Annotated in this window: 19 protein-coding genes and 1 tRNA gene; 1 reads left to right on the plus strand and 19 read right to left on the minus strand. The window is 70.8% G+C overall.

Features of this window, described 5'->3' with window-relative positions; translation table 11 throughout:
- Nucleotides 1-10: 10 nt before the first annotated feature.
- The 3 genes from ABD297_RS07025 to polA all read right to left on the minus strand — a co-directional run bounded on the left by ABD297_RS07025 (nucleotide 11) and on the right by polA (nucleotide 6,311).
- On the minus strand, nucleotides 11-2,743 hold the full coding sequence (locus tag ABD297_RS07025) for a hypothetical protein (RefSeq protein WP_344254126.1): 2,733 nt from the start codon (nucleotides 2,741-2,743) through the stop codon (nucleotides 11-13).
- Nucleotides 2,740-3,333, minus strand: coding sequence for a hypothetical protein (locus tag ABD297_RS07030; RefSeq protein ID WP_344254127.1), 594 nt, complete (start codon nucleotides 3,331-3,333; stop codon nucleotides 2,740-2,742). Before ABD297_RS07030 ends, ABD297_RS07025 begins: the two co-directional genes overlap by 4 nt.
- 302 nt (nucleotides 3,334-3,635) lie before the next feature.
- Nucleotides 3,636-6,311, minus strand: a complete 2,676-nt coding sequence (gene polA / locus ABD297_RS07035; RefSeq protein WP_344254128.1) for a DNA polymerase I — start codon at nucleotides 6,309-6,311, stop codon at nucleotides 3,636-3,638.
- Nucleotides 6,312-6,458: 147 nt separating this feature from the next.
- On the opposite strand from polA, the gene ABD297_RS07040 reads away from it, so the two are divergent.
- Nucleotides 6,459-6,896 (plus strand): hotdog fold thioesterase, encoded by a 438-nt coding sequence (locus tag ABD297_RS07040; RefSeq protein WP_425581143.1) that lies wholly within the window; start codon nucleotides 6,459-6,461, stop codon nucleotides 6,894-6,896.
- 23 nt (nucleotides 6,897-6,919) lie between these two features.
- Here the strand turns inward: ABD297_RS07040 and ABD297_RS07045 are convergent, their stop codons facing one another.
- The 16 genes from ABD297_RS07045 to ABD297_RS07120 all read right to left on the minus strand — a co-directional run bounded on the left by ABD297_RS07045 (nucleotide 6,920) and on the right by ABD297_RS07120 (nucleotide 25,989).
- Nucleotides 6,920-7,507, minus strand: coding sequence for a GNAT family N-acetyltransferase (locus ABD297_RS07045; protein ID WP_344254129.1), 588 nt, complete (start codon nucleotides 7,505-7,507; stop codon nucleotides 6,920-6,922).
- A 169-nt stretch (nucleotides 7,508-7,676) separates the two neighbouring features.
- On the minus strand, nucleotides 7,677-8,396 hold the full coding sequence (locus tag ABD297_RS07050) for an ABC transporter ATP-binding protein (protein ID WP_344254254.1): 720 nt from the start codon (nucleotides 8,394-8,396) through the stop codon (nucleotides 7,677-7,679).
- A complete protein-coding gene (locus tag ABD297_RS07055) occupies nucleotides 8,386-9,348 on the minus strand; it encodes an ABC transporter ATP-binding protein (protein ID WP_425581144.1) in 963 nt (320 codons plus the stop codon). The genes ABD297_RS07050 and ABD297_RS07055 overlap by 11 nt, the downstream gene beginning before the upstream one ends.
- Complete coding sequence (locus ABD297_RS07060) at nucleotides 9,341-10,489, minus strand: branched-chain amino acid ABC transporter permease (protein WP_344254130.1); 1,149 nt, start codon at nucleotides 10,487-10,489, stop codon at nucleotides 9,341-9,343. The genes ABD297_RS07055 and ABD297_RS07060 overlap by 8 nt, the downstream gene beginning before the upstream one ends.
- Entirely contained in the window at nucleotides 10,486-11,475 is a 990-nt protein-coding gene (locus ABD297_RS07065; RefSeq protein ID WP_344254131.1) for a branched-chain amino acid ABC transporter permease, read from the minus strand. The genes ABD297_RS07060 and ABD297_RS07065 overlap by 4 nt, the downstream gene beginning before the upstream one ends.
- Before the next feature lie 112 nt (nucleotides 11,476-11,587).
- A complete protein-coding gene (locus ABD297_RS07070; RefSeq protein WP_246111445.1) occupies nucleotides 11,588-12,730 on the minus strand; it encodes a branched-chain amino acid ABC transporter substrate-binding protein in 1,143 nt (380 codons plus the stop codon).
- Between the two features lie 152 nt (nucleotides 12,731-12,882).
- Entirely contained in the window at nucleotides 12,883-13,614 is a 732-nt protein-coding gene (locus ABD297_RS07075; RefSeq protein WP_425581145.1) for an ANTAR domain-containing response regulator, read from the minus strand.
- A gap of 89 nt (nucleotides 13,615-13,703) precedes the next feature.
- Nucleotides 13,704-13,786: transfer RNA gene (locus ABD297_RS07080), tRNA-Leu, on the minus strand.
- A 104-nt stretch (nucleotides 13,787-13,890) separates the two neighbouring features.
- The gene (gene pyk, locus ABD297_RS07085) at nucleotides 13,891-15,348 is read right to left on the minus strand and encodes a pyruvate kinase (protein ID WP_344254132.1); all 1,458 of its coding nucleotides are present in this window, start codon (nucleotides 15,346-15,348) and stop codon (nucleotides 13,891-13,893) included.
- A gap of 175 nt (nucleotides 15,349-15,523) precedes the next feature.
- Complete coding sequence (locus ABD297_RS07090) at nucleotides 15,524-16,981, minus strand: glutamate synthase subunit beta (protein ID WP_344254133.1); 1,458 nt, start codon at nucleotides 16,979-16,981, stop codon at nucleotides 15,524-15,526.
- On the minus strand, nucleotides 16,974-21,539 hold the full coding sequence (gene gltB, locus ABD297_RS07095) for a glutamate synthase large subunit (RefSeq protein WP_344254134.1): 4,566 nt from the start codon (nucleotides 21,537-21,539) through the stop codon (nucleotides 16,974-16,976). The genes ABD297_RS07090 and gltB overlap by 8 nt, the downstream gene beginning before the upstream one ends.
- A 200-nt stretch (nucleotides 21,540-21,739) precedes the next feature.
- On the minus strand, nucleotides 21,740-22,831 hold the full coding sequence (gene lgt / locus ABD297_RS07100; protein WP_344254135.1) for a prolipoprotein diacylglyceryl transferase: 1,092 nt from the start codon (nucleotides 22,829-22,831) through the stop codon (nucleotides 21,740-21,742).
- On the minus strand, nucleotides 22,828-23,628 hold the full coding sequence (trpA, locus tag ABD297_RS07105; protein ID WP_344254136.1) for a tryptophan synthase subunit alpha: 801 nt from the start codon (nucleotides 23,626-23,628) through the stop codon (nucleotides 22,828-22,830). The genes lgt and trpA overlap by 4 nt, the downstream gene beginning before the upstream one ends.
- On the minus strand, nucleotides 23,625-24,884 hold the full coding sequence (trpB, locus tag ABD297_RS07110) for a tryptophan synthase subunit beta (protein ID WP_344254137.1): 1,260 nt from the start codon (nucleotides 24,882-24,884) through the stop codon (nucleotides 23,625-23,627). Before trpB ends, trpA begins: the two co-directional genes overlap by 4 nt.
- Before the next feature lie 2 nt (nucleotides 24,885-24,886).
- Nucleotides 24,887-25,714 carry an indole-3-glycerol phosphate synthase TrpC gene (trpC, locus tag ABD297_RS07115; RefSeq protein ID WP_344254138.1) on the minus strand — a complete coding sequence of 276 codons (828 nt, stop codon included), beginning with the start codon at nucleotides 25,712-25,714 and terminating at the stop codon, nucleotides 24,887-24,889.
- Nucleotides 25,715-25,719: 5 nt separating this feature from the next.
- A complete protein-coding gene (locus tag ABD297_RS07120) occupies nucleotides 25,720-25,989 on the minus strand; it encodes an HGxxPAAW family protein (protein WP_344254139.1) in 270 nt (89 codons plus the stop codon).
- Nucleotides 25,990-26,033 lie beyond the last annotated feature (44 nt).

Here is a 26,033-nt window from a genome sequence, read left to right on the forward strand (position 1 = left end):
GGAGTGGCGCTCAGAGCAGGCGTCGCCTCAGCAGCACGCTCCCACCGGCGAGCCCGAAGACACCGACGGCGGCAGCAGCCCGGCCGAAGTTCGCCGAGCCCTCCCCGTCGACACCCGCGAGCTCGTAGGAGTAGGCCGTCGCGCCCATCGCACCGACGGGTGCTCCGTAGGCCATGCCCTCGGCCTTGGCTCGACGGGCCCCGACCTCGATGAGGGCGTACTTCTCGCCGTAGTCCGCAGCCGTGGCCTTGCCGGCCTCGACGAGCTTCTTCGTGCCCTCGTCCGACAGGCGCTGGGCCCCGTCCTTGAGGGCGGGAGCGCCCGCCGCGGCATCGGTGAGACCGGCGGCCAGCTTGCTCGTGCCGCCGGCCGCGTCCGCGAGGCCGGAGGAGAGCTGACCCGCGCCGGCCTGGAGCTTGCCCGCACCGTCGTCGAGCTGACCCGCACCCGTGGCGAGCTGGCCGACACCGGCGTCGAGCTGACCGGCGCCCGTGGCGAGGTCACCCGACCCAGACGCGAGCTTCGAGGCCCCGGCACCGAGCGCCTTGGCACCCGTCGCGACCTGCGACGTGCCGCCGTGCACCCGGTCGGCTCCGACGGTGAGCTGGTCGATGGCGTCGAGCAGGTCGAGGCCGCCGAGGCCCAGCAGGTCCACTCCGCTCTGGAGGTCGTTGACCCCGCCGCGCAGCGTCAGGTCGCCCGCGTGGTCCTTGGGCGTGCCGATGCCGCCCTGCACCTTGGTGACGACGCCGTCGACGAGCTGGGAGACTCCCCCGTCGACGAGGTCGACGCCCTCGAGCAGCCCGGGCACCTTCGGGTCGCAGACGCCCACGAGCGTGGTGTTGCTCAGGCCGCACTCGACCTTGACGAGGCCGTAGGCGGCGTCGCTGAGCTTGCCCTTGAGCAGACCGAGGCCGCCCGAGACCTGGCCGAGGCCGCCGGAGACCTGGCCGAGGCCGCCGGACACCTGGCCGAGCCCGGTCGAGACGGCGTCCAGCCCGCCGGAGACCTGGCCCAGGCCGGTGGAGGCGGCAGTCGTCTTGCCACGGAGGTCGGTCAGGCCGAGCTGGACCTGGCCGAGGATCGTCTGGCAGGCGGGGCCGCAGTCCGCCTTGGTGGCCATCGACACCCCGCCGCTGAGCTGGTCGATGCCGCCGCCGGGCTTGAGGGCGTCCTGCAGGCCGGAGTGGACCTGGTCGACGCCCGCCTTGGACGCGTCGACGCCACCCTTGGACTTGTCGACGCCCACCTTGGACGCGTCGACGCCACCCTTGGACGCGTCGACGCCGCCCTTGAGCTGGTCGAGGCTGCCGCCCTTCTCGGTGGCTGCCGACAGGCCGGCGCGGATCTGGTCGACCCCGTCGATGAGCGTGCCGGTCTGCCCCTTGGCGCCGAGGCCGGCGCGGAGCTTGGCGATGCCGGCGTGGAGAGGCTTCGCCTGGTCCGGCAGGCCACCGACGCCGTCGTAGAGCTGCGTCAGACCGGCGTCGACCTTGTCGAGCCCGTCAGCGACGAGCGCGAGGTTGTCGACGAGCGCGGGGGCGCCCTCACCGAGCAGGTGCAGTCCGCCCGCGACCTGGCCGGCGCCGTCGTCGACCTGGGCCGCGCCGCCACTCAGCTTCCTGGCACCGGCGTCGAGCTGGCCCGCGCCGTCGGCGACCTGCACGGCGCCGCCCGCGACCTTGGACGAGCCGTCCTTGGCCGCACCCGCACCGGACCGCAGCTTGCTCGTGCCGTCCTTGAGCTGGCCGGCGCCGGAGGCGAGCGCGCGCGAGCCGGGGAGCGCCTGGGCACCCAGGCCGGCGTCGAGCTTGCGCGCACCGTCGCGCAGCTGGATGAGCCCGGCGAGCAGGGTGCCTGCTCCGTCGCGCAGCTTGAGCAGGTTGGAGTCGATCTCGGTCGCACCGGAGGTCAGGGTGACCCCGGTCGTGGCACCGCTCTTGTAGCTCGCGGCCCCGCCCTTGAAGGACGGGCTGTCGAGCGGGCTGACGGGCAGCGCCGCCACCGAGGCCTTGGGCAGCGTGCCGTCGACGATGTCGGCCGCGTAGCCGAACGTCGCGGTCGGCGTGCCTATGGGCCCGAAGAGCGTCATCGTGAAGGTCAGCTTCGTGCCGCCGCGTCCGTCGCCGGCGAGGTTGGCCTCCTTCGAGCTGACGTTCGTGAACGTGTCGGGGACCGTGGTCGTGAGCGAGCCGACCATCGGGATGACGACGTCCTCGGTCGCGGACGTGCTGTGCCCGGTGCCGTCGTCGAAGGTGACCACCTGCGAGGTCGCCGTCACGTTCTTGACGGTGTAGCTGACCTCGAGGTGACCGCTGCGCCCGAGCAGGTCGCCCGGCTCGGCGGGCTTGCCGTCGAGGGTGTAGGTGGCGTGGACCTCGAGCGGGAGCTTCTTCGTGTAGTCGCTGACCGTCCGGAGCTGCTGCTCACCGTCGACGTCGTACCGGCCGACCATGACGCCGTCCTTGACGTCGAAGCCTCCGAAGCCGTCGAGGTTGCGCAGGCCCTGGGTCTCGACCGGGTTCTTGAGGTCGACCGTGCCGCGGCCCTTCATGGCCACCTGCTCGTAGACCCGAGCGACGTCGACGGTGCCGGATGCGTCGAGGTAGGCCTGGACCGTCTCGGTGTTGGACACCTGCACGTTCGAGTCACCGGCCGCTGCCGCGGGCGAGGCCGCGAGCAGCAGGAGGGTGGGCATGGTCGCCAGGCCGGCAACCAGGGTGGCGAGAGTCCGCTTGCTCACTGTGCCGCTCCCGTCACGAGGTCATCGAGGTTGGTGGTGGTGCGCTCGGAGCCGGCCTCCGACTCGTCGGGCCCGCGACGGCGGCGGGCGGGACCCGCCGCCGGGTCCGACTGCGGCGCAAGGAGGTTGGTGGCGAGGTAGCCGAGGCCCACGGCCAGCAGGACCGTGGTGGCTGCGGCGGGCGACTCGCTGAGGAACTGCGAGGGGGCGTCGGTGTAGACCGACTCGTAGGCGCCGACGATCGACGCGGCCCCGACGAGGCCGCTCCAGAGCGGCAGCCGGCCGCCGGACACCGCGGCGACGACACCGACCAGTGCGACGACGACGAAGGCCGCGACCGCACGGCCCGCGGACGAGTCCGGCAGGACGGCTGCGCGCAGCGCGAAACCGAGCCACGCGAGAAGGAAGCCCGCGGCGAAGCCCGCGACCTTGCCCCACGCCGGACGGTGCGGGACGAGCCCCAGGACGCCACCGAGGGCCGCGCCGAGGAGGGCGACGTGCTCGAGATCGAGACCGAGGACGTTGCTGAGCCCGATGATGACCGCCGCGAAGACGGCGAGACACAGACCTGTGACCAGGCTTCTGACCATGTCCACCTCACAGTAAAAGCACCCGCCTCCATTGGCGGGTGCAAGTTACCGAGCAGTATGCAGGTGAGCAGGTCTGCGTGGAGTGTCAAGTGATGGACACGACCCTCCCGTTTCCATAACGTGACCAAACGCCCGTCCCGAACGGGTAGTCACCCCGCCCGACCGGCCGCCGGGACCCCCGGGCACCCGGTCGACGGCCCGGCACCGCTCGGGGTCTCGCCGTGAGCCTCCTCGACGGGACGAGGTCGACGGTCGCCGTCGGTGGCGCGTCACTGCGCCGCGTCGGGGGGCGTGAGCGGGGGTCAGTGGGCGGCGTCGTGCCAGGAGTGCCCCACGCCGACGTTGATGTCGAGCGGGACGTCGAGCTCGGCCGCGTGGCCCATCTCGTGCCGCACGAGCTTCTCGATGTCGTCCCGCTCACCGGCGGCCACCTCGAGCACGAGCTCGTCGTGCACCTGGAGCAGGATGCGGGACTTGGCCCCGGCCCGGGTGAGGGCGCGGTCGACGCCGATCATGGCGACCTTCATGATGTCGGCGGCGGACCCCTGGATGGGTGCGTTGAGCGCCATCCGCTCGGCCATCTCGCGTCGCTGCCGGTTGTCCGAGGTCAGGTCGGGCAGGTAGCGGCGACGACCGAACATCGTCGCGGTGTAGCCGGTGCCGCGGGCCTCGGCTACGACCTCCTTGAGGTAGTCGCTGACGCCTCCGAAGCGCTCGAAGTACCCGTCCATGAGGCCGCGGGCCTCCTCGGTGCTGATGGTCAGCTGCTTGGACAGCCCGAAGGCTGAGAGCCCGTAGGCGAGGCCGTAGGACATGGCCTTGACCTTGGAGCGCATCGCGGCGGTGACGTCGTCGGGCTCGACGCCGAAGACCCTTGAGCCGACGTACTTGTGCAGGTCCTCTCCGGTGCGGAAGGCCTCGATGAGCCCGGCGTCGCCGGACAGGTGCGCCATGACGCGCATCTCGATCTGCGAGTAGTCGGCCGACATGAGCGCCTCGAAGCCGTCACCGACGACGAAGAGCTCGCGGATGCGGCGCCCCTCCTCGGTGCGGATCGGGACGTTCTGCAGGTTGGGCTCGGTCGAGCTGAGGCGCCCGGTCGCGGCGATGGTCTGCAGGTAGGTGGTGTGGATGCGGCTGTCGTCGGCCACCGACTTCTGCAGCCCCTCGACGGTGACGCGCAGCCGCGCGGCGTCACGGTGGCGGAGCAGCGCCTCGAGGAACGGGTGCTCGGTCTTGGCGAACAGGTCGGTCAGCGCGTCGGCGTCGGTGGTCCAGCCGGTCTTCGTCTTCTTCGTCTTGGGCATGCCGAGGGTGCCGAACAGCACCTCCTGCAGCTGCTTGGGCGACCCGAGGTTGATCTTCTCGCCGCCGATGGCGTCCCACGCGTCCTGCTGGGCGCCGGCCACCTTGGCGGCGAAGTCGGTCTCGAGGGCGTCGAGCCCGGGCACGTCGACGGCGATGCCGGTGCGCTCCATGCGCGCGAGGACGTCCACTAGCGGGAGCTCGACGTCGGCGAGCAGCTCGGCACCGCCGGTGGCGGCGACCTGCTCGTCGAGCACGGAGGCGAGGTCGCGGACGGCGGTCGCGCGCACCATCTCCTTCTGCGCGGCCTGCTCGTCGGCGTCGCCGCCGAAGTCGAGCATGCCCTGCCCGTCGGTCGGCGCCGCACCGCTCAGCTCGCGGTGCAGGTTGCGCAGGACGAGGTCGTCGAGGTGGTAGGTGCGCTGGTCGGGCTTGACGAGGTAGGCCGCGAGCTGGGTGTCGCTGGTCAGCCCCGCGAGCGACCACCCCCGTGCCGCCAGCGCCTCGACGGGTCCCTTGGCGTCGTGCATGGCCTTGGGGCGGTCGGCGTCCTCGAGCCAGGCGCCGAGGGCCGCCTCGCCCTCGGGCGTCAGGGTCTGCAGGTCGATCCACGCAGCGCTGCCGTCGGCAGCCGCCACGGCGATGCCGCTCGCGTCGCCGGTGCCGCGGGCCCAGCTGCCGGTGACGGACAGCCCGGAGCGGTGGTCGTTGGCGAGGTGCTCGGCCACCCAGGCCGCCACCGACTCGGGGGCGACCACGGAGCCGTCGATCTCGAAGCCCTCCTCCGCCTCCGGTGCGGCCGCCTCGACCGTGGCGAAGAGCCGGTCGCGCAGGACCCGGAACTCGAGGCCGTCGAAGACCGTGTGGACCTCCTCGCGGCTCCACTGGCTGCGCTTGAGGTCCTCGATCTCGACACCGACGGGGCTGTCCTTGACGAGCTGGTTGAGCCGGCGGTTGCGCAGCACCTGGTCGAGGTGGTCGCGCAGCGACTGGCCGGCCTTGCCGGGGATCTTGTCGATGCTGGCGACGATGCCGTCGAGGTCGCCGTACTGGGTGATCCACTTCGCGGCGGTCTTGGGGCCGACCCCGGGCACGCCCGGGAGGTTGTCGGAGGTCTCCCCCACCATCGCGGCGAGGTCGCTGTAGCGGGTCGGCGGCACGCCGTACTTCTCCTGGACCTCGGCGGGCCCCATGCGCCACACCTCGGAGACGCCCCGGACGGGGTAGAGGATCGTGACGCGGTCGGAGACGAGCTGGAAGGTGTCGCGGTCGCCGGAGCAGATGAGGACGTCGATGTCCTTGGCCTCGGCCCGCGTCGCGATCGTGGCGATGATGTCGTCGGCCTCGTAGCCGTCGAGCTCGACGAAGGTGATGCGCAGCGCGTCGAGGATCTCCTTGACGAGCGGGATCTGGCCCTGGAACTCGTCGGGCGTGCGGGCCCGCCCGGCCTTGTACTCGGAGTACTCCTCGGTGCGGAAGGACTGGCGGGCCTTGTCGAAGGCCACGACGACGTGGGTCGGCTCCTCGTCGCGCAGCATGTTGATGAGCATCGAGGTGAAGCCGTAGACGGCGTTGGTGTGCTGCCCGGTGGTCGTCGAGAAGTTCTCGGCGGGGAGCGCGAAGAACGCGCGATAGGCCAGCGAGTGTCCGTCGAGGAGGAGAAGTCGGCTCACACGGCAACCCTAGTGGCGCCCACCGACGCCCCGACCGCGGGCACGACCGCGGGCACGACCGCGGGCGCGACCGCGGGCACGACCGCGGGCACGACCGCGGGCACGCCGTCGCGCGCACGACAGGGAGGGCGGCATACGATCACGCCCATGACCGACCCCACGCCGCGCCCGGCCGGATCCACGCTCGAGGACATGCAGATGACGACGGAGGGCACCCTCCTGGACCGGATGCACATCGAGATCCTCGAGGCCACGCCCGAGCGCCTGGTCGCGACGATGCCCGTCGAGGGCAACACCCAGCCCTACGGCCTGCTCCACGGCGGCGCCAGCGTCGTGCTCGCCGAGACCCTCGGCTCCGTCGGGGCCCAGCTGCACGCCGGACCGGGCCGGGTGGCCGTCGGTCTCGACATCAACGCCACCCACCACCGGGCCGCGCGCACGGGCGTCGTCACGGGCACGGCGTCCCTGCTGAGCGCAGGTCGCACGCTCGTCAGCTACGACGTCGTCGTCACTGACGAGGACGGCCGACGCCTGTGCACCTCGAGGATCACCTGCCTGCTGCGTGACGCGGCGCCCGGAGCCTGACCGGGCGCCGGGTGGGGCAGGACCTAGCCGGCGATCTTCGGGTCGTGCCGCGGCGCCCTGGCCCGCGCCCGCAGGTCGCGCCGGCGCTGCAGCAGGTCGAGCGACACCCGCTGAGGGCGCTGCTCACCGGCGAGCTTGCGCTGGAGCGTCGCCGCGGACGCCACCCGGCGCACGGTCTCGGGTGCGAACCCCAGACGCGCGAAGAAGCGGTTGGCCTCGCGGTCACCTGCGGGAACCGCACTGGCGAGGTGCTCGCAGCCCTGGCGGTCGGCGTAGCGGGTCGCGGCCGAGAGCAGCGCGCGCCCGATGCCCTGGCGCCGGAAGTCCTGGTGCACGAAGAGCATGTCGATCGACACGCACGGCGAGTCGACGAGAAGGCTGCGGGTCGAGTCCGCGAGCACGACGTAGCCTGCCGGCCGCCCATCGGTGAACGCGATGAAGGCGCAGATGTCGTTGCGCTGCAAGGCATTTCGCAGGGTGCCGTCGAGGGCCAGCCGCTGGGCCGCCTCAGGGGTGGTGCCACCCTCGATGCGGTGCGTGATCCACAGCTCGATGAACTGAGAGTGCAGGCCCTCGTCCACGCGCTGCACCGAGACCACTGCTCGACCCATCATTCCTCCTGTTCCGGCCCCGAGGTCACCCGGCAGACACTACGACCAACGGCGACGTGACGGAAGAGCAGGTCGCAACTGCACCGGCGCGAAGCGGGGCACCACGACCGTTGTCGTGGTGCCCCGCTTCGGATTCCGTAGGCCGCTCGGCCCGCCCGGACAACCCGGTCTAGACGTCGCCGCCGAGGTAGGCGGCCTTGACGGCGGGGTCGTCGGCGAGGGCCTTGCCCGTGCCCTCCCGGACGATCTCGCCCGTCTCGAGGATGTACGCGCGGTGCGACCGCTTGAGCGCCTGGGCGGCGTTCTGCTCGACGAGCAGGACCGTGGTGCCCTGGCTGTTGATCTCCGTCACGATGTCGAAGATCTGCTGGATCAGCTTCGGCGCGAGACCCATCGACGGCTCGTCGAGCAGCAGCAGCTTCGGCTTGGCCATGAGGGCACGCCCCATAGCCAACATCTGCTGCTCGCCACCGGACATCGACCCGGCCGCCTGGTTGCTGCGCTCCTTGAGCCGGGGGAAGAGCTCGAAGACGCGCTCGAGGTCGTCCTTGACGGCCTTGCTCTTGCGGTCCGGGCGCGCGTAGGTGCCCATGTCGAGGTTCTCCATCACCGTCATGCCGACGAAGCAGCCTCGACCCTCGGGGGACTGCGAGATCCCGAGGACCGGCCGCTCGTGCGAGGGCAGGTGCGTGATGTCCTGACCGTTGAAGACGACCGACCCCGCCCGCACCGGGCGCAGGCCCGAGACGGTCTTCATCGTCGTCGTCTTGCCCGCGCCGTTGGCGCCGATGAGGGTGACGATCTCACCCTCCTCGACCGTGAAGCTGATGTCGCGGATGGCCTCGATGCGCCCGTAGTTGACGCACAGGCCCTTGACCTCAAGAAGCATCTTCCTCATCAACTCCCAGGTAGGCGGCGATGACCGCCGGGTTGTCGCGGATCTCCGCGGGTGAGCCCTCGGCGATCTTGCGGCCGAACTCGAGCACGACGATCCGGTCGGTCACGCCCATGACGAGCTTCATGTCGTGCTCGATGAGCAGGACGGTGTAGCCCTGGTCGCGGATGGTGCGGATGAGCTCCATCAGCTTGACCTTCTCGGCCGGGTTGAAGCCGGCCGCCGGCTCGTCGAGGCAGAGCAGCTGCGGGCTGGTGGCCAGGGCGCGTGCGATCTCCAGACGGCGCTGGTCGCCGTACGGGAGGTTGCGGGCGAGCTCGTTGGCCTTGCCGTCGAGGCCCATGAACGCGAGCAGCTCCATGGCGCGCGCGAAGCCCTCGGCCTCCTCCTTGCGGTGCTTCGGCAGCCGGAACATCGCCGAGACGACGCCCGTCGAGTGGTGGGCGTCAACCCCGACGAGGACGTTCTCGAGCGCCGTCATGTTGGCGAACAGACGGATGTTCTGGAAGGTGCGCGCGATGCCCAGCTTGGTGATCTGGAACTTCTTGCGCTTGCCGAGCGGCTTGCCAAGATAGCGAACCGCCCCCGAGGTCGGCTGGTAGACGCCGGTCATGACGTTGAAGCACGTCGTCTTGCCGGCACCGTTGGGACCGATGAGGCCGAGGATCTCGCCCTTGTTGATGTGGAAGCTCACCTCGTTGAGGGCCACGACACCGCCGAAACGGAGCGTGACCTCGTCGACCTCGAGCAGCTTCTCCCCCTCGGCGACCACCGGCACGCCGATGTCGACCGGCGCGATGTCGACGTCGGGGTTGATCTCGGTGACCTCGTCGGCCGGGTCGACGAGCTGGTGCTCGACCGGGTGCTCCGACCCGCTGGTGGGTGCGGTGGCAGGCGGGGTCGTCGTGTCGTCGTCGCCGGTGGTGGGCTGAGTCGGCTCAGGCACTGGCTTCTCCTTCCTCGAGAACGGCCTGTCTGTCGTCCGCCCGCTTGGCGCGGACGGTGCGGCGCGGTGGCAGCAGACCCTGGGGGCGGAAGATCGCGAGCAGCATCAGGGCGAGACCGAAGACGAGCACGCGGAAGTCCGCGAAGTCACGGAAGCGCTCCGGGAAGTAGCCGACGACGATCGCACCGACGATGACGCCCCAGCGGTTGCCGGCGCCACCGACGACGACGGCGGCCAGGAACAGGATGGAGAGCAGCAGCTGGAAGCTGTCGGGCGAGATGAAGCCCGCCTTCGTGGCGAAGAGCGCACCCGAGAGGCCACCGATCGCGGCGCCGAGGGCGAAGGCCAGCAGCTTGAACCGGAAGGTCGGCACGCCCATGAGCTCTGCGGCGTCCTCGTCCTCACGGGTCGCCTCCCAGGCGCGGCCCACCCGGCTGCTCTTGACGAGGATGTCGAAGAGCAGGACGAGCCCGATGATGCCGAGGGCCAGCCAGTAGTAGGGCACGAAGTCGTTGATGCCGAACTTGAGGAACGTCGACGTCGTGCTGAGGTCGACGACCGGCGCACCGCCGCTCCAGTCGAGGCTCGGCACCTTGAACAGCTCGATGCCGGGCGGCTTCGGGATGTCGCTGATGCCCTGGGCCCCACCGAGCCACTGCGAGTTGACGAGCGTCAGGCGCACGATCTCACCGAAGCCGAGCGTCACGATGGCGAGGTAGTCGCCGCGCACGCGCAGGGTCGGTGCACCGAGGATGACACCCGAGACCATGGCCACGACGATCGCGATCGGCACCACGAGGACCCACGAGAGGTGGGCGTGCTCGGACGTCAGGACGCCGACGGTGTAGGCGCCGACGGCATAGAACCCGACGTAGCCGAGGTCGAGCAGTCCGGCGTAGCCGACGACGATGTTGAGTCCGAGCGCGACGAGGACGTAGGTCGACACCGTGAAGAGGACGCCGCCGAAGTCCGACCCCTCCGTCGTGATGAACGGGATGTTCAGCAGCGGCAGCAGGAAGAGGAAGACGGCGAAGGCCAGCCAGAGGATGATCTTGACGGCCCTGGGCAGGTTGGTGACCCGCTCCTTGAAGCCCCGCGACGACGGCTTGGCGGTCGTGGATGCCGACGTGGTGGTGCTCATGCGCGCGCCTTTCCGAGGGACTCACCGAGCAGGCCGGTGGGTCGGAAGAGCAGGATGAGGACGAGGAGCACGAAGGCCACGACGTCCTTCCACTGCGAGCCGACGACCGCGGAGCCGTAGTTCTCGGCGAGGCCGAGGACGAAGCCGCCGAGGAGGGCGCCGCGCAGGTTGCCGATGCCGCCGAGGACCGCCGCCGTGAAGGCCTTGACGCCGAGGATGAAGCCGGCGTCGTAGCGGGTGATGCCGATCTTCAGCATGTAGAAGACCGCCGCCGCACCGGCCATGACGCCGCCGACGAGGAAGGTCACCTGGATGACGCGGTCGCGGTTGACGCCCATCAGGGCCGCTGCCTCCGGGTCCATCGCCACGGCACGGATGCCGCGACCGAGGCGCGAGCGCTTCACGAACTGGTCGAGGATCACCATGATGACGATCGCGCCGACAATGACGAAGATGTCGACGTTCGTGACGTGGTAGCCACCGATCGTGAAGATCGGCTGGGGCTGGATGATCGTGGGCAGGCCCGCGTTGTTGCGGGAGTTGCGGACGTAGTCGCGCAGGGTGTCATCGAGTCCGACCCAGCCGACGATGCGGCTGCGCAGGCCCATGATCTCCGCGAGGACGAACGAGGCGCCGATGGCGGAGATGAGCGCGATGAGCGGTGGTGCGTTGCGTTTGCGCAACGGGCGGTAGGCCACCCGTTCGAGCAGCACCGCGATGAGGCCGGACATGGCCATGGCCGCCACGAACATCATGGCGACCCAGAAGATGACCTGCCCGACGCCGGCGCCGGGGTGGCCGCCGAGGAGCATGACGACCCACAGCGCTGCGAAGGTGCCGTACATGAACACCTCGGAGTGGGCGAAGTTGATCAGGCGCAGCACGCCGTAGACGAGGGTGTAGCCGAGCGCGATGAGCGCGTACACCGCGCCGATCGTCAGTCCCGTGATGGTGTACGAGAAGAAGTTGTCGATCAGGTTCTGCATCCAAGACCTCCTGGGCCGGGTGCGATGGGCTGGATCAGAAGTCGGACGTCAACCGAACGAGGGGCGGTCGGAGCGTACTGCCCCGACCGCCCCCCTTTCGATGACGTTCGCGTTACTTGATCTCGCCGACGGAGACGATCTTGCCGTTCTCGACCTTGTAGGCGAAGACCTTGATGTCGGCCGACTCGCCCTTGGCGTCGAACTTCAGCTGCTTCGTGACGCCCTTCTTGTCGTAGGCCTTGACGAAGTCGACCATCGAGGCGCGGTCCTTGCCGGCGGCGATGCCGTCGAGCAGGATCGTGGCGGAGTCGTAGCCCTCACCGGAGTAGGTGTTGGGGTCCTCGTTGTACTTCGCCTTGTAGGCGGCCTGGAAGGCCGGAGCGACGTCCGGCGGGACGCACGGGCAGGTGATGATCGTGCCCTCGGCGGCTTCCTTGGCGTTGTCGATGAAGGACTGGTCCTTGACACCGTCGGCCACGACGAACGTGCCCTTCCAGCCGGCGTCGCGCAGCTGCTTGATCATCGGGGCGGCCTCGGGCGAGTAGCCACCGAAGAAGAGCGCGTCGGCGCCCGAGCTCGTCACCTTGGTGACGGAGGCGGAGAAGTCGGTCTGCTTCTGCTGGATGGTGTCGTTGCCGACGACCTGGCTGCCGAGGTCCTGACGGACGATGTCGGCCAGGCCCTTGCCGTACTCGGACGCGTCGTCGATGACGAAGGTCTTCGTCGACTTGAGGGTGTCCTTGATGTACTTGGCGGCGGCGGGGCCCTGCGTCGCGTCGTTGCCGAGCGCGCGGAAGAAGGTCTTCCAGCCGTTGTCGGCGAGCTTCGGGTTGGTCGCCGAGGGCGTGATGGTGACGAGGCCGGCCTCGTTGAACGCCGGGTCGGCAGCCTTGGACTCACCGGAGAACGCGGGGCCGACGATGCCGACGACCTTCTTGTCGTCGATGGCCTTCTTGGCCAGGGCCGGCGCCTGCGTCGGGTCGCCCTGCGAGTCGTAGTTCTCGAGCGTGACCTTGCAGTCGGCGTGCTTCTTGTTGTAGTCGTCCAGGGCCAGGTTGACACCGTTCTGGATGTAGATGCCCAGGTTGGCGTTCGGGCCGGTCAGGGCGCCGAACATGCCGATCTTGTAGTTGCCGCAGGCCGCGGCGCCACCGCTGGCCGCCGGGGTCGTGGTGTCGCCGCCCTTGGTGCCACACGCACCGAGGGCAAGCGCCGCAACCGCGAGCGGCACGGCGAACTTGAGGGTGGAACGCACGGGTGTCCTCCTGATGTCACTCATCCCTCAGTCGAGGGCTGGTCGGAGACTAAGCCGAAACCCGTGCTGGGGTCATCAGAAAACGGCGATCGGTGACCGTGTCGTGACCTGCGCCCGTGCCGGGGGCCGCAGGATCTGCTGAGACGTCGCGGTCAGGCCGCCGGGAAGCCGTTGATGACGGCCTCGGCGACCTCTTTCATCCCGAGGCGGCGATCCATCGCCGTCTTCTGGATCCAGCGGAACGCGTCGGACTCGCTGAGCTTGAGCTGCGTCATGAGCACGCCCTTGGCCCGGTCGACGAGCTTGCGCGTCTCGAGGCGCTCGCCGAGGTCGGCGATCTCGGACTCGAGGGCCTTGAGCTCCTGCCAGCGCGACGTGGCGATGTCGATGGCCGGACGCAGGTCGTCGGCCGTGAAGGGCTTGACGATGTAGGCCATGACGCCGGCGTCGCGGGCGCGCTCGACGAGCTCGGTCTGCGAGAAGGCCGTCAGCATGATGACGGGACACAGCTTGGCCTCGTGCAGCTGCTCTGCGGCGGACAGGCCGTCGAGGATCGGCATCTTGACGTCCATGATGACGAGGTCGGGACGGACCTCCTTGGCGAGCTCGACGGCCTGCTCGCCGTTGCTGGCCTGGCCGACGACGTCGTAGCCCTGCTCGCCGAGCATCTCGACGAGGTCGAGGCGGATCAGCGCCTCGTCCTCGGCGACGAGGATGCGGGTGCCGCCGGAGACGGGCGCCGCGGTGCCGTCGCCGCTCTCGGCCGCCTGGGCTGCCGCGGCGCCGTCGGCGCCCTCGATGCTTCCGGCGCCCTCCGTGCCCTCTGTGGGGGCGGCGACACTGGCAGGGGTCGGCTTGGGCGTCAGGCTCTCGTCGGTGCTCACGGGCAAAGCCTATCCGGGGCCAGGTTTCCGGCGCGTTTCGGGACCGTCACCCTGCGCCACCCGTCGTCGGCGCCACTACGGGTCTTCGGTGCCGAGGGCGGGACTCGAACCCGCACGGCCTTGCGGCCAGAGCATTTTGAGTGCCCCGTGTCTGCCATTCCACCACCCCGGCCGGAGTTGCCGAGCCAGCATACCCACGACGGCGTATGCCGTCGGGCGCGCCCAACGGCATACGCCGTCACTCGTGGGGTGCCGCCACCACCCGAGCGTGTGCGCTCAGCTCGTGACCTCTTCGGGCCGGTAGGCGGGGGCCGCCCGGTTGACGGCGTCGCCGACCCGGTGGACGCGCAGCGCGTTGGTCGAGCCGGGGATGCCGGGAGGCGAGCCGGCGACGATGACGACGCGGTCACCCTCGGCCACGCGACCCTCGGGGATGAGCTTGAGGTCGACCTGCATGGCGAACTGGTCGGTGTGGTGCATGCGCGGCACGAGGTAGGTCTCGATGCCCCAGACCAGGGCGAGGCGCGAACGGACGCGCGGCTCGGAGGTGAAGGCCAGCATGGGCTGGCGGGGGCGGATGCGGGCCATCCGCGTCGCCGAGCCGCCGGTCTCGGTGAAGACGATGAGGAACTTGGACCCGACGACCTCGCCGATCTCGACGGCGGCCTTGGTCACCGCGCCACCGACCGTCTTGGGGTTGGTGGGCATGCGGACGATCTTGTCGAAGCCCTTCTCCTCGGTGGACTCGATGATGCGCGCCATGGTGCGCACCGAGTCGATGGGCCACGCGCCGACCGAGGTCTCACCGGAGAGCATGAGCGCGTCGGCACCGTCGAGCACCGCGTTGGCGGCGTCGGAGGCCTCGGCGCGCGTCGGCCGGGGGTTCTCGATCATCGACTCGAGCACCTGCGTGGCGACGATGACCGGCTTGGCCTCGCGGCGGGCGAGTTCGATGGCGCGCTTCTGCACGAGCGGGACGTCCTCGAGCGGCATCTCCACACCGAGGTCGCCGCGGGCGACCATGATGCCGTCGAACGCCGCGACGATGCCCTCGAGGTTGTCGACCGCCTGCGGCTTCTCGATCTTGGCGATGACGGGGATGCGGTCGCCGAACTCGTCCATGATCGCGTGGACGTCGACGATGTCCTCGGCCGAGCGCACGAACGACAGCGCGATCATGTCGACACCGAGGCGCATCGCGAAGCGGAGGTCCTCGCGGTCCTTGTCGGACAGGGCGGGGACGCTGACGGCCACACCGGGCAGGTTGATGCCCTTGTTGTTGCTGACCTGGCCGCCGATGACCGTCTCGGTCAGCACGTCGGTGTCGCCCACCTCGACGGCGCGCAGCATGACCTTGCCGTCGTCGATGAGCAGCACGTCGCCGGGGCTGACGTCACCGGGCAGGCCGGCGTACGTCGTGCCGACGATGGTGTCGTCACCGTCGACCTCGCGGGTGGTGATGGTGAAGCGCTGGCCGGGGCTCAGCGTCACGGGGCCGCCGGAGAAGCGGCCGGTGCGGATCTTGGGGCCCTGCAGGTCCACGAGGGTCGCGACGGCGCGTCCGGACGCGTCGCCCGCGGCGCGGACGTCGCGGTAGACCTGCTCGTGCACGGCGTGGTCACCGTGCGAGAGGTTGAGCCGGGCGACGTCCATGCCGGCGTCGACGAGGGCGCGGAGCTGGGAGGGCGATGAGGTCTTGGGGCCGATGGTGCAGACGATCTTGGCGCGACGCATGCTTCAACCTTAGGGGTGCTGTGACGTGGGTCACCGGGCGGGTTCGACCTGTGGGACGAACGCGACCGGTCGGGGCGTGAGCTGCCCTGCCACAAAAGGCGATCGTGGTCGTATGCCGTGTCGCGGAGGTGGCGACACGGCATACGTGGGGTGCGCGCGGGTGACGAGCGGCCCGTCAGGCCGTGAGCGGCCGGTCGGTCGGCGCGATGGGTCGCGGCAGGGAGCTCGACCCGGTGAGCCAGGCGTCGACGCCGGCTGCGGCGGCGCGCCCCTCGGCGATGGCCCACACGATGAGCGACTGCCCCCGGCCCGCGTCGCCGGCCACGAAGACGCCCGGGACCGAGCTCATGAAGTTCTTGTCGCGACGGACGTTGCTGCGCTCGTCGAGGTCGACGCCGAGCTGCTCGAGCACGCCGCTCCCCTGCGGCCCGAGGAAGCCCATGGCGAAGAGGACGAGCTGGGCAGGGATCTCCCGCTCGGTGCCCGGCTTGGCGCTGGGACGACCGTCGACGAACTCCACCTCGGTCAGGCGCAGCGCCGCCACGTTGCCCTCGTCGTCGCCGACGAACTCGGTCGTGCTGACGGAGTAGATGCGGTCGCCACCCTCCTCGTGGGCGCTGGCGACGCGGTAGAGCATCGGGTAGGTCGGCCACGGCTGGCTGCCCGGGCGGTCCTCCCCCGGCTGCGGCATGATCTCGAGGCTCGTCACCGAGGCGGCGCCCTGGCGGTGCGAGGTCCCGATGCAGTCGGCGCCGGTGTCGCCACCGCCGATGACGACGACGTGCTTGCCGGTGGCGAGGATCTGGTCCTCGACCTGCTCGCCGAGCGCAGCGCGGTTGCCCTGCGGGAGGAAGTCCATCGCCTGGTGGATGCCACCGAGCTGACGCCCGGGGGCGTCGAGGTCGCGCGGCACCGTGGCACCGAGCGCGAGCACGACGGCGTCGTAGCGGTCGCGCAGCTGACGCCCGGTGATGTCGACCCCGACGTCCATGCCGTTGCGGAAGCGGGTGCCCTCGGCGGTCATCTGGTCGAGCCGGCGGTCGAGGACCGACTTCTCCATCTTGAACTCGGGGATGCCGTAGCGCAGCAGCCCGCCGGGCTTGTCGGCCCGCTCGAAGACGGCGACGGTGTGCCCGGCCCGGGTCAGCTGCTGGGCGGCCGCGAGACCGGCGGGGCCGGAGCCCACGACGGCCACGGTCTTGCCCGAGAGCCGCTCGGGCGGCAGGGGCACGACGAGCCCCTCGTCGAAGGCACGCTCGATCGTCGTGACCTCGACCTGCTTGATCGTCACGGCCGGCTGGTTGATGCCGAGCACGCACGCCGTCTCGCACGGTGCGGGACAGAGCCGACCGGTGAACTCCGGGAAGTTGTTCGTCGCGTGGAGGCGCTCGATCGCGTCGGCCCAGTCGCCCTTCCAGGCGAAGTTGTTCCACTCCGGGATGAGGTTGCCGAGCGGGCAGCCGGAGTGGCAGAACGGGATGCCGCAGTCCATGCAGCGGCCGGCCTGGCGCTGGAGCTGCCCGAGCTCCTGCTCCTCATAGACCTCCTTCCAGTCCCGGATGCGCACCGGGACGGGTCGGCGGGCCGGGAGCTCGCGCTCGCGGGTGGTGAGAAAGCCTTGGGGGTCAGCCACGGGAAGCCTCCATGATCCGGTTCCACACGTCGGGTCCGTCGAGGTCGAGGCCCTGTTGCTCCGCCTCGGCTCGCACGTCGAGGACGCGCTGGTAGTCGCGCGGCAGCACGAGGGTGAAGCGCTCGCGCGCCTCGTCCCAGTGCTCGAGCAGCGCCTGGGCGACGGGCGACTCGGTCCACCGCACGTGGGCCTCGAGCAGCTCGCGCAGCGGGGCCTCGTCCTCGTCGCGCAGGGCGAGCAGGTCGACCATCTCGGGGTTGACGAGGTCGCGGTCGAGGTCGAGGACGTAGGCGAGGCCACCGGACATGCCGGCCGCGAAGTTGCGGCCGGTCTGCCCGAGCACGACCGCCGTGCCGCCCGTCATGTACTCGCAGCCGTGGTCGCCGACGCCCTCGACGACCGCGTGGGCGCCGGAGTTGCGGACGCAGAAGCGCTCACCGACGATGCCGCGCAGGAAGAGCTGCCCGGTCGTGGCGCCGTAGGCGATGACGTTGCCGCCGATGACGTTCTCCTCGGCCACGAGGGCCGCGTCCCGGTGCGGTCGCACGACGACCCGCCCACCGGAGAGCCCCTTGCCGACGTAGTCGTTGGCGTCGCCGAAGAGCTGCATCGTGACCCCGGCCGGGAGGAAGGCGCCGAAGGACTGGCCTCCGGACCCGGTCATCGTCAGCTCGATGGTGTTGTCCGCGAGCCCGTGCGGGTGCGCCTTGGTCACGTGGTGGCCCAGCATCGTGCCGACCGTCCGGTTGACGTTGCGCACGGCGATCTCGGTGCGCACCGGCTCACCGGACTCGATGGCCGACAGGGCCCGGCTCAGCAGCTCGTTGTCGAGCGCCTTGTCGAGACCGTGGTCCTGCGTCGCCGACTGGTGCAGCGTGCCGCCGGTGGGGTTGTCGGCCACGGCGAGGATCGGGCTGAGGTCGAGGCCGGAGGCCTTCCAGTGCGCGATCGCCTTGTCGAGGTCGAGGCTGCCGACCTGGCCGACCGCCTCCTCGATGGAGCGGAAGCCCAGCGACGCGAGGTGCTCGCGGACCTCCTCGGCGATGTACTCGAAGAAGGTCTCGACGAACTCCGGCTTGCCGGAGAAGCGCGAGCGGAGCTCGGGGTTCTGGGTGGCGATGCCGACCGGACAGGTGTCGAGGTGGCAGACACGCATCATGACGCAGCCCGACACGACGAGCGGCGCCGTCGCGAAGCCGAACTCCTCGGCGCCGAGCAGGGCGGCCACGACGACGTCGCGCCCCGTCTTGAGCTGGCCGTCGACCTGGACGACGATGCGGTCGCGCAGGCCGTTGAGCACGAGCGTCTGCTGGGCCTCGGCGAGACCGAGCTCCCACGGGGCGCCGGCGTGCTTGAGCGAGGTCAGCGGCGAGGCACCCGTGCCACCGTCGTGGCCCGAGATGAGCACGACGTCGGCATGCGCCTTGGACACCCCCGCGGCCACCGTGCCGACCCCGATCTCGGAGACGAGCTTGACGTGGATGCGGGCCGCCGGGTTGGCGTTCTTGAGGTCGTGGATCAGCTGGGCCAGATCCTCGATGGAGTAGATGTCGTGGTGCGGCGGCGGGGAGATCAGGCCCACGCCCGGCGTCGAGTGCCGGGTCTTGGCGACCCACGGGTAGACCTTGTGGCCGGGCAGCTGACCACCCTCGCCGGGCTTGGCGCCCTGGGCCATCTTGATCTGGATGTCGTCGGAGTGGGTGAGGTAGAGGCTCGTCACGCCGAAGCGGCCGGACGCGACCTGCTTGACGGCAGAACGGCGCTCGGGGTCGAGCAGTCGGTCGACGTCCTCGCCGCCCTCACCGGTGTTGGAGCGACCGCCGAGGTGGTTCATCGCGACCGCGAGGGTCTCGTGCGCCTCCTGCGAGATGGAGCCGTAGCTCATCGCGCCGGTGTTGAAGCGCTTGACGATCTCGCTGACCGGCTCGACCTCCTCGATCGGCACGGGCAGGCGGCCCGTCACCCCGGTCGGCCGGAAGCCCATGAGGCCGCGCAGCGTCATGAGGCGCGAGGTCTGGTCGTCGACGCGGTTGGTGTACTGCTTGAAGACGTCGTAGCGGCGCTGGCGGGTCGAGTGCTGGAGACGGAAGACCGTCTCGGGGTCGAAGAGGTGCGGTTCGCCCTCGCGGCGCCACTGGTACTCGCCACCGACCTCGAGGGTGCGGTGCGGCTGGTGGACGCCGTCCGGCGGGTAGGCCCGGGCGTGGCGCTCGGCCGTCTCGCGGGCGATGACGTCGAGGCCGACCCCACCGAGCTGGCTCACCGTGCCGGTGAAGTAGCGCTCCACGAGGGCCTGCGACAGGCCGATGGCCTCGAACACCTGGGCGCCCCGGTAGGAGGCGACCGTGGAGATGCCCATCTTGGACATGACCTTGAGCACACCCTTGCCGAGCGCCTTGATGAGGTTGGCGACGGCCTTCTCGGGGGTGACGCCCTCGATCTCGCCGGCGCGCACGAGGTCCTCGACGGTCTCCATCGCTAGGTAGGGGTTGACCGCCGCGGCGCCGAAGCCGATGAGCAGGGCCACGTGGTGGACCTCGCGCACGTCGCCGGCCTCGACGAGCAGGCCCACCTGGGTGCGGGTCTTCTCGCGGATGAGGTGGTGGTGCACGGCCGCGGTGAGCAGCAGCGACGGGATGGGCGCGAGGTCGCGTCCGGAGTCGCGGTCGGACAGCACGACGAAGCGCGCGCCCCGCGTGATGGCCTGCGAGACCTCGGCGAAGATCTCCTCGAGACGGTCGCGCATGGCGGCCGCTCCCCCGGTGACGTCGTAGAGGCCGCGGACGACGTGCGTCGCGTAGCCCGGCAGGTCGCCGTCGGCGTTGATGTGCACGATCTTGGCGAGCTCGTCGTTGTCGATGACCGGGAAGTCGAGGACGAGCTGGCGGGCGTGGCTCGGCGAGGCGGACAGCGCGTTGCCCTCCGGCCCCATGTAGGTGCCCAGCGAGGTGACGAGCTCCTCGCGGATGGCGTCGAGCGGCGGGTTGGTCACCTGGGCGAACAGCTGGGTGAAGTAGTCGAAGAGCAGCCGCGGCCGCGACGAGAGGACGGCGATGGGCGTGTCGGTGCCCATCGACCCGAGCGCCTCGCCACCGGTGCGGGCCATCGGCGTCAGCAGGATGCGCAGCTCCTCGGCGGTGTAGCCGAAGGTCTGCTGGCGCCGCGCCACCGAGGCCGCCGTGTGCACGATGTGCTCGCGCTCCGGCAGGTCCTCGAGCCGGATGAGTCCCGCGTGGAGCCACTCGGCGTACGGCTTGGCCGCGGCGAGCTGGGACTTGATCTCCTCGTCGCCGACGATGCGGCCGTGCTCGGTGTCGACGAGGAACATCTTGCCGGGCTGCAGCCGGCCCCGCTGGACGATCGTCGCCGGGTCGAGCTCGAGGACCCCCGACTCGGAGGCGAGCACGACGAGGCCGTCGTCGGTCACGGTGTAGCGCCCCGGTCGCAGGCCGTTGCGGTCGAGGACCGCCCCGACGAGCGTGCCGTCGCTGAAGCAGACGTTGGCGGGGCCGTCCCACGGCTCCATGAACGTCGAGTGGAACTCGTAGAACGCCTTGCGCGCCGGGTCCATCGTGGCGTGGTTCTCCCACGCCTCGGGAATCATCATGAGCACCGCGTGGGGCAGCGAGCGGCCGCCGAGGTGGAGCAGCTCGAGCACCTCGTCGAAGCTCGCCGAGTCCGACGCGTCGGGCGTGCAGATCGGGAAGACCCGCTCGAGGTCGCCGGGGATGATGTCTGAGGTCAGCAGGCTCTCGCGGGCGTGCATCCAGTTGCGGTTGCCCTTGACGGTGTTGATCTCACCGTTGTGCGCGATGAAGCGGTACGGGTGCGCGAGCGGCCACGACGGGAACGTGTTGGTCGAGAAGCGCGAGTGCACGAGCGCCAGCTCGCTGGTGAAGCGCGGGTCGGACAGGTCCGGGAAGAACGGCTCGAGCTGGCCGGTGGTCAGCATGCCCTTGTAGACGATGGTGCGCGAGCTCAGCGAGGAGAAGTAGACCTCGACCTCGTGCTCGGCGCGCTTGCGCAGGCAGAACGCGAGGCGGTCCAGGCCCAGGGCGACCTGGCGGCCGATCGAGCTGCTGACGAAGAGCTGCTCGAAGAACGGCATGCAGTCACGGGCCACGGTGCCGACGAGGTCGGCCTCGACGGGCACCTCGCGCCAGCCGAGCACCTTGAGGTTCTCGGCGACCGCGATCTCCTCGATGCGGGCCTTGGCGGCAGCCCGCTCGATGGGGTTGCGCGGGAGGAAGGCGATGCCCGCGGCATACGCCCCGCTGTTGGGGAGCGTGAAGGGGACCGACGCGCGGAAGAACTCGTCGGGGATCTGCGTCAGGATGCCGGCGCCGTCCCCGACGAGCGGGTCGGCACCCGTCGCGCCACGGTGGTCGAGGTTGCGCAGCGCCGTGAGCGCGTGGTCGACGATGTCGTGACCCGCCGTCCCCCGCATCGTCGCGATGAGGGCGACACCGCAGGCGTCGTGCTCGAGCTCGCGCCGGTAGAGACCGGAGTTCTCCGGGTGTGCACTGAACAGGGCACGGGTGGGGGTGTGCGGCGGCATCTTCACCGTCCTTCTGCTGGGTCCCAGGCGGCGACCACGACCGGGCCGGCGACATGACTGAGGGCATGTGGACGGCACTGGCCACAGGCGTTGCTGACGACGATATCGGAGGGACCGCTCGTCCTACCTGTTGATACGGCGGATTCCGCATCCTGAGACGCCGTGCTCACATCCGTCGCACGGACGTGAGCGGCGACACGTCAGCGCTGCGCCGGACGCTCCGCGTCGGCCGTGCGTCGGGCGGTGTGGTTCAGCCCGTCGGCAGGCTCGTGCGCCGCAGGATCTTCGGGGGCCGTGCCGGTGGAGTCGCCGCCGTGGCTGCCCTCCCCCACCCGGTCGGCGTCACCAGGCCCGGCAGGCTCAGCCGGGTCGGCCGGGTCAGCCGGGTCAGCCGGTCCGGTGGACTCGGTGGACTCGGCTGGCTCGGCTGGCGTCACCGGCTCCGGCAGCGCGGGCTGCTCCAGGCGGCCGAAGCGGCGCCACAGGACGATGCCGAGGACGAAGACGAGGATCGAGACCCACGTGTTGACCCGCTGCCCGAGGATGAGGTTGGCGGAGTCGCTCCGCATGTTCTCGATGACGATGCGTCCGACGGGGTAGCCCATGACGTAGGCGGCGAAGACCTGGCCGGCCTTGAGCTGACGCCGGCGGCCGAGCCAGATGAGGAAGGTCGCGAGCACCAGGCACCAGAGCGCCTCGTAGAGGAAGGTCGGCTGGAAGTAGCCCTTGACGATCGGGTTGCCCTGGGCGTCGACGAGGGCGCGCCCGGCTGAGGTGTCCCACTCGTAGATGCGCAGCCGCCACGGCAGGTCGGTGGGGGCGCCGTAGATCTCGTTGTTGAACCAGTTGCCGAAGCGGCCCATGGCCTGGGCGATCGCGAGGCCGGGGGCTGCCGCGTCGACGAAGTCGCGGAAGGCGACGCCGTTCTTGCGGCAGCCGATCCACGCGCCGACGGCGCCGAGCGCGACGGCGCCCCAGATGCCGAGGCCGCCCTCGTAGATGGCGAACGCCTTCCACGGGTGGCCGTTCTCGCCGAAGTACGGCTGCGGCGTCGTGATCAGGTGGTAGAGGCGGCCGCCGACGATGCCGAACGGCACGGCCCAGGCGGAGATGTCGATGGCGACGCCCTTGCGGTGACCGCGCGCCTCGAGGCGCTTCTGGGTCAGCCACACGGCGACGACGATGCCGGCGAGGATGCACATGGCATACCCGCGGATCGGCAGCGGACCGAGGTGCCAGACCCCGACGCTCGGCGACGGGATCTCGGTGGGCAGGGCCGCGAGCAGGCTCATGACCGGCTCCGGCGCACGCCGTCGGCGAGCTCGCGGGCCAGGGCACCGAGTGCCTCCAGCCCCTGGGTCTCGGACTCGGCCTCGGTGAGGCAGCGCACGAGCGCGGACCCGACGATGACCCCGTCGGCGTAGCGGCCGACCTCGGCCGCTTGGTCGCCGGTCGAGACACCGAGCCCGACGCACACCGGCAGGTCGGTGTGCTCGCGCGTGCGTGACACCAGCGCGTCCGCGGCGTCGCCGACGCTGGCACGGGCCCCGGTGACGCCCATGACGGCGGTGGCGTAGACGAAGCCGCGGCACGCGGACGTGACGGCCGCGAGACGCTCGGGCGTCGAGCTCGGAGCGACGAGGAAGACCTTGTCGAGGTCGTGCGCGTCGGCCGCGGCGATCCAGTCGCCGGCCTCGTCGGGGATGAGGTCGGGCGTGATGAGCCCGGCTCCCCCGGCCGCGGCGAGGTCGGCGGCGAAGCGCTCGACGCCGTAGCGCAGGACGGGGTTCCAGTAGGTCATGACGAGCGCCCCGGCCCCGGCGCCGGAGACCTCGCGCGCAGCGGTGAAGATGTCGCTCAGGTGCACCCCGGCGGCCAGCGCTCGCACGGCGGCGTCCTGGATGACGGGACCGTCCATGACGGGGTCGCTGTAGGGCACCCCGATCTCGACGATGTCGACGCCGGACTCGACGAGGACCTTCATCGCGGCGATGGAGCCCTCCACCGACGGGAAGCCGACGGGGAGGTAGCCGATCAGGGCGGCGCGGTTGTCGGCGCGGCACTTCTCGAGGACGGCCTCGACGCTCACTGCTGGACCCCCGTGCCCTTGGCTCCGTCGTCGTCGGGCAGGCGCGTCGCGCCGTCCCCGTCGATGAGGCCGAACCACTCGGCGGCCGTGTGCACGTCCTTGTCGCCGCGGCCCGAGAGGTTGACGAGCAGGACCGCGTCCGGGCCGAGCTCACGGCCGACCTGCATCGCACCCGCGAGGGCGTGCGCGCTCTCGATCGCCGGGAGGATCCCCTCGGTGCGCGACAGCAGCGAGAAGGCCTCCATCGCCTCGTCGTCGGTGACGGGGCGGTACTCCGCACGTCCCGACTCGAGCAGGTGGGCGTGCTCCGGACCGACGCTGGGGTAGTCGAGACCCGCGGAGACGCTGTGCGACTCGACGGTCTGGCCGTCCTCGTCCTGCATGACGTAGGTGAAGGCGCCGTGGAGCACGCCCGGGATGCCGGCCGAGAACCGCGCGGCGTGCTTGCCGGAGGCGACGCCCTCGCCGCCCGCCTCGAAGCCGATGAGCCGCACCGAGCGGTCGTCGACGAAGCGATGGAAGATGCCGATCGCGTTGGAGCCGCCGCCGACGCAGGCGAGCACGGCGTCGGGCAGGCGCCCCACGAGGTCGAGCACCTGCTGGCGCGCCTCGACGCCGATGACCCGGTGGAAGTCGCGGACCATCTCGGGGAACGGGTGCGGGCCGGTCACGGTGCCGAGGACGTAGTGGGTCGTCGAGACGTTGGCCACCCAGTCGCGGAAGGCCTCGTTGACGGCGTCCTTGAGCGTCTTGCTGCCGTTGTCGACGGGCACGACCGTGGCGCCGAGCAGGCGCATCCGTGCCACGTTGAGCGCCTGGCGCTCGGTGTCCTTGCGACCCATGTAGACGACGCACTCGAGGCCGAGCAGGGCGGCGGCCGTGGCCGTGGCCACCCCGTGCTGCCCTGCGCCGGTCTCGGCGATGACGCGCGTCTTGCCCATGCGCTTGGTCAGCAGGGCCTGCCCGAGCACGTTGTTGATCTTGTGCGAGCCCGTGTGGTTGAGGTCCTCGCGCTTGAGGATGACCCGGGCACCACCGCAGTGCTCGGCGAAGCGCGGCACCTCGGTGATGATGCTGGGACGGCCCGTGTAGGTGCGGTGGAGCCGCTCGAGCTCACCGACGAACTCGGGGTCGACGACGGCCTTGCGCCAGACCTCCTCGAGCTGCTCGAGGGCGGGGATGAGGGCCTCGGGGACGTAGCGCCCTCCGAAACCACCGAAGCGGCCGTATGCCGGCACGTTGGATGTCGTGGTCATGCTCACTCTCCTGCCGCGCCCGCCCGGGCCGTGGCCCGGGCCGCGTGCGCGGCGTCGATGAAACCGCGGATCGCGGCCTCGGGGGCGCCGTCCTTGACGAGGGCCTCGCCGACGAGGACCGCGCCGGCACCGGCGCGGACGTAGGTGGCCACGTCGGCCGGGCCGCCGACCCCGGACTCGGCCACGCCGACGACGTCCGCGGGCACGCGCGGCAGCAGGTCGGTGACGGTGCGCGGGTCGACCTCGAGGGTCTTGAGGTTGCGGGCGTTGACCCCGACGAGGACCGGGTCGAGCGCGAGCGCGCGGTCGAGCTCGGTCGCGTCGTGGACCTCGATGAGGGCCGTCATGCCGAGGTCACGGGCCTGGTCGTGCAGGTCGCGCAGCCGGGCGTCGTCGAGGGCCGCGACGATGAGCAGGATGAGGTCGGCGCCGTGAGCGCGGGCCTCGGTCACCTGGTAGGCGTCGACCATGAAGTCCTTGCGCAGCAAGGGAGTCCGCACGGCCGCACGCACCTCGTCGAGGTCGGCGAGGCTGCCGGAGAACCGGCGCTCCTCGGTGAGCACGCTGATGGCGCTCGCGCCGCCCGCGGCATACGACCTCGCCAGCAGGCCGGGCTGGGGGATGTCGGCGAGCGCTCCCTTGCTAGGGCTCGAGCGCTTGACCTCCGCGATGACGGCGACGCCCTCGGCGGAGCGGATGCCGGGCATCGGGTCCAGGGCGGCGGCGACGGAGCCGAGGCGCGCCTCGAGCTCGGTCAGCGGCACGGCGACACGACGGCGTCCGAGATCCTCGCGGACGCCGCTGATGATCCCGTCGAGAACCGTCGTCACTGCGCTCAGCTCTTGCCGCGGGTCTGGACGCCCACCTCGTCCGGGGCGTCGATGATCGAGCCGCCCTGCGCGTGGTGGCCGTTGCTGCCGTAGCCGGCCATCGACAGCAGCTTGCCCGCGACGATGCCCGCGACGATGATGACGGCGCCCACGATGGCGAGCGCGACGCTGGGGATGATGAAGGCGACCGACGCGATGGCCGTGCCGAGCAGGATGATCCCGACCCCGGTCCAGGCGGCGGTGCTGTGACCGTGGTCCTCGTGCTGCTCTTCCATGGCGTCCTCTCTGGTCCGGTCGACTCCACTCGCGTGCGGGCCGA

The organism is Terrabacter carboxydivorans, assembly GCF_039532035.1.
In the GTDB taxonomy this organism is placed as follows: Bacteria; Actinomycetota; Actinomycetes; order Actinomycetales; family Dermatophilaceae; genus Terrabacter; species Terrabacter carboxydivorans.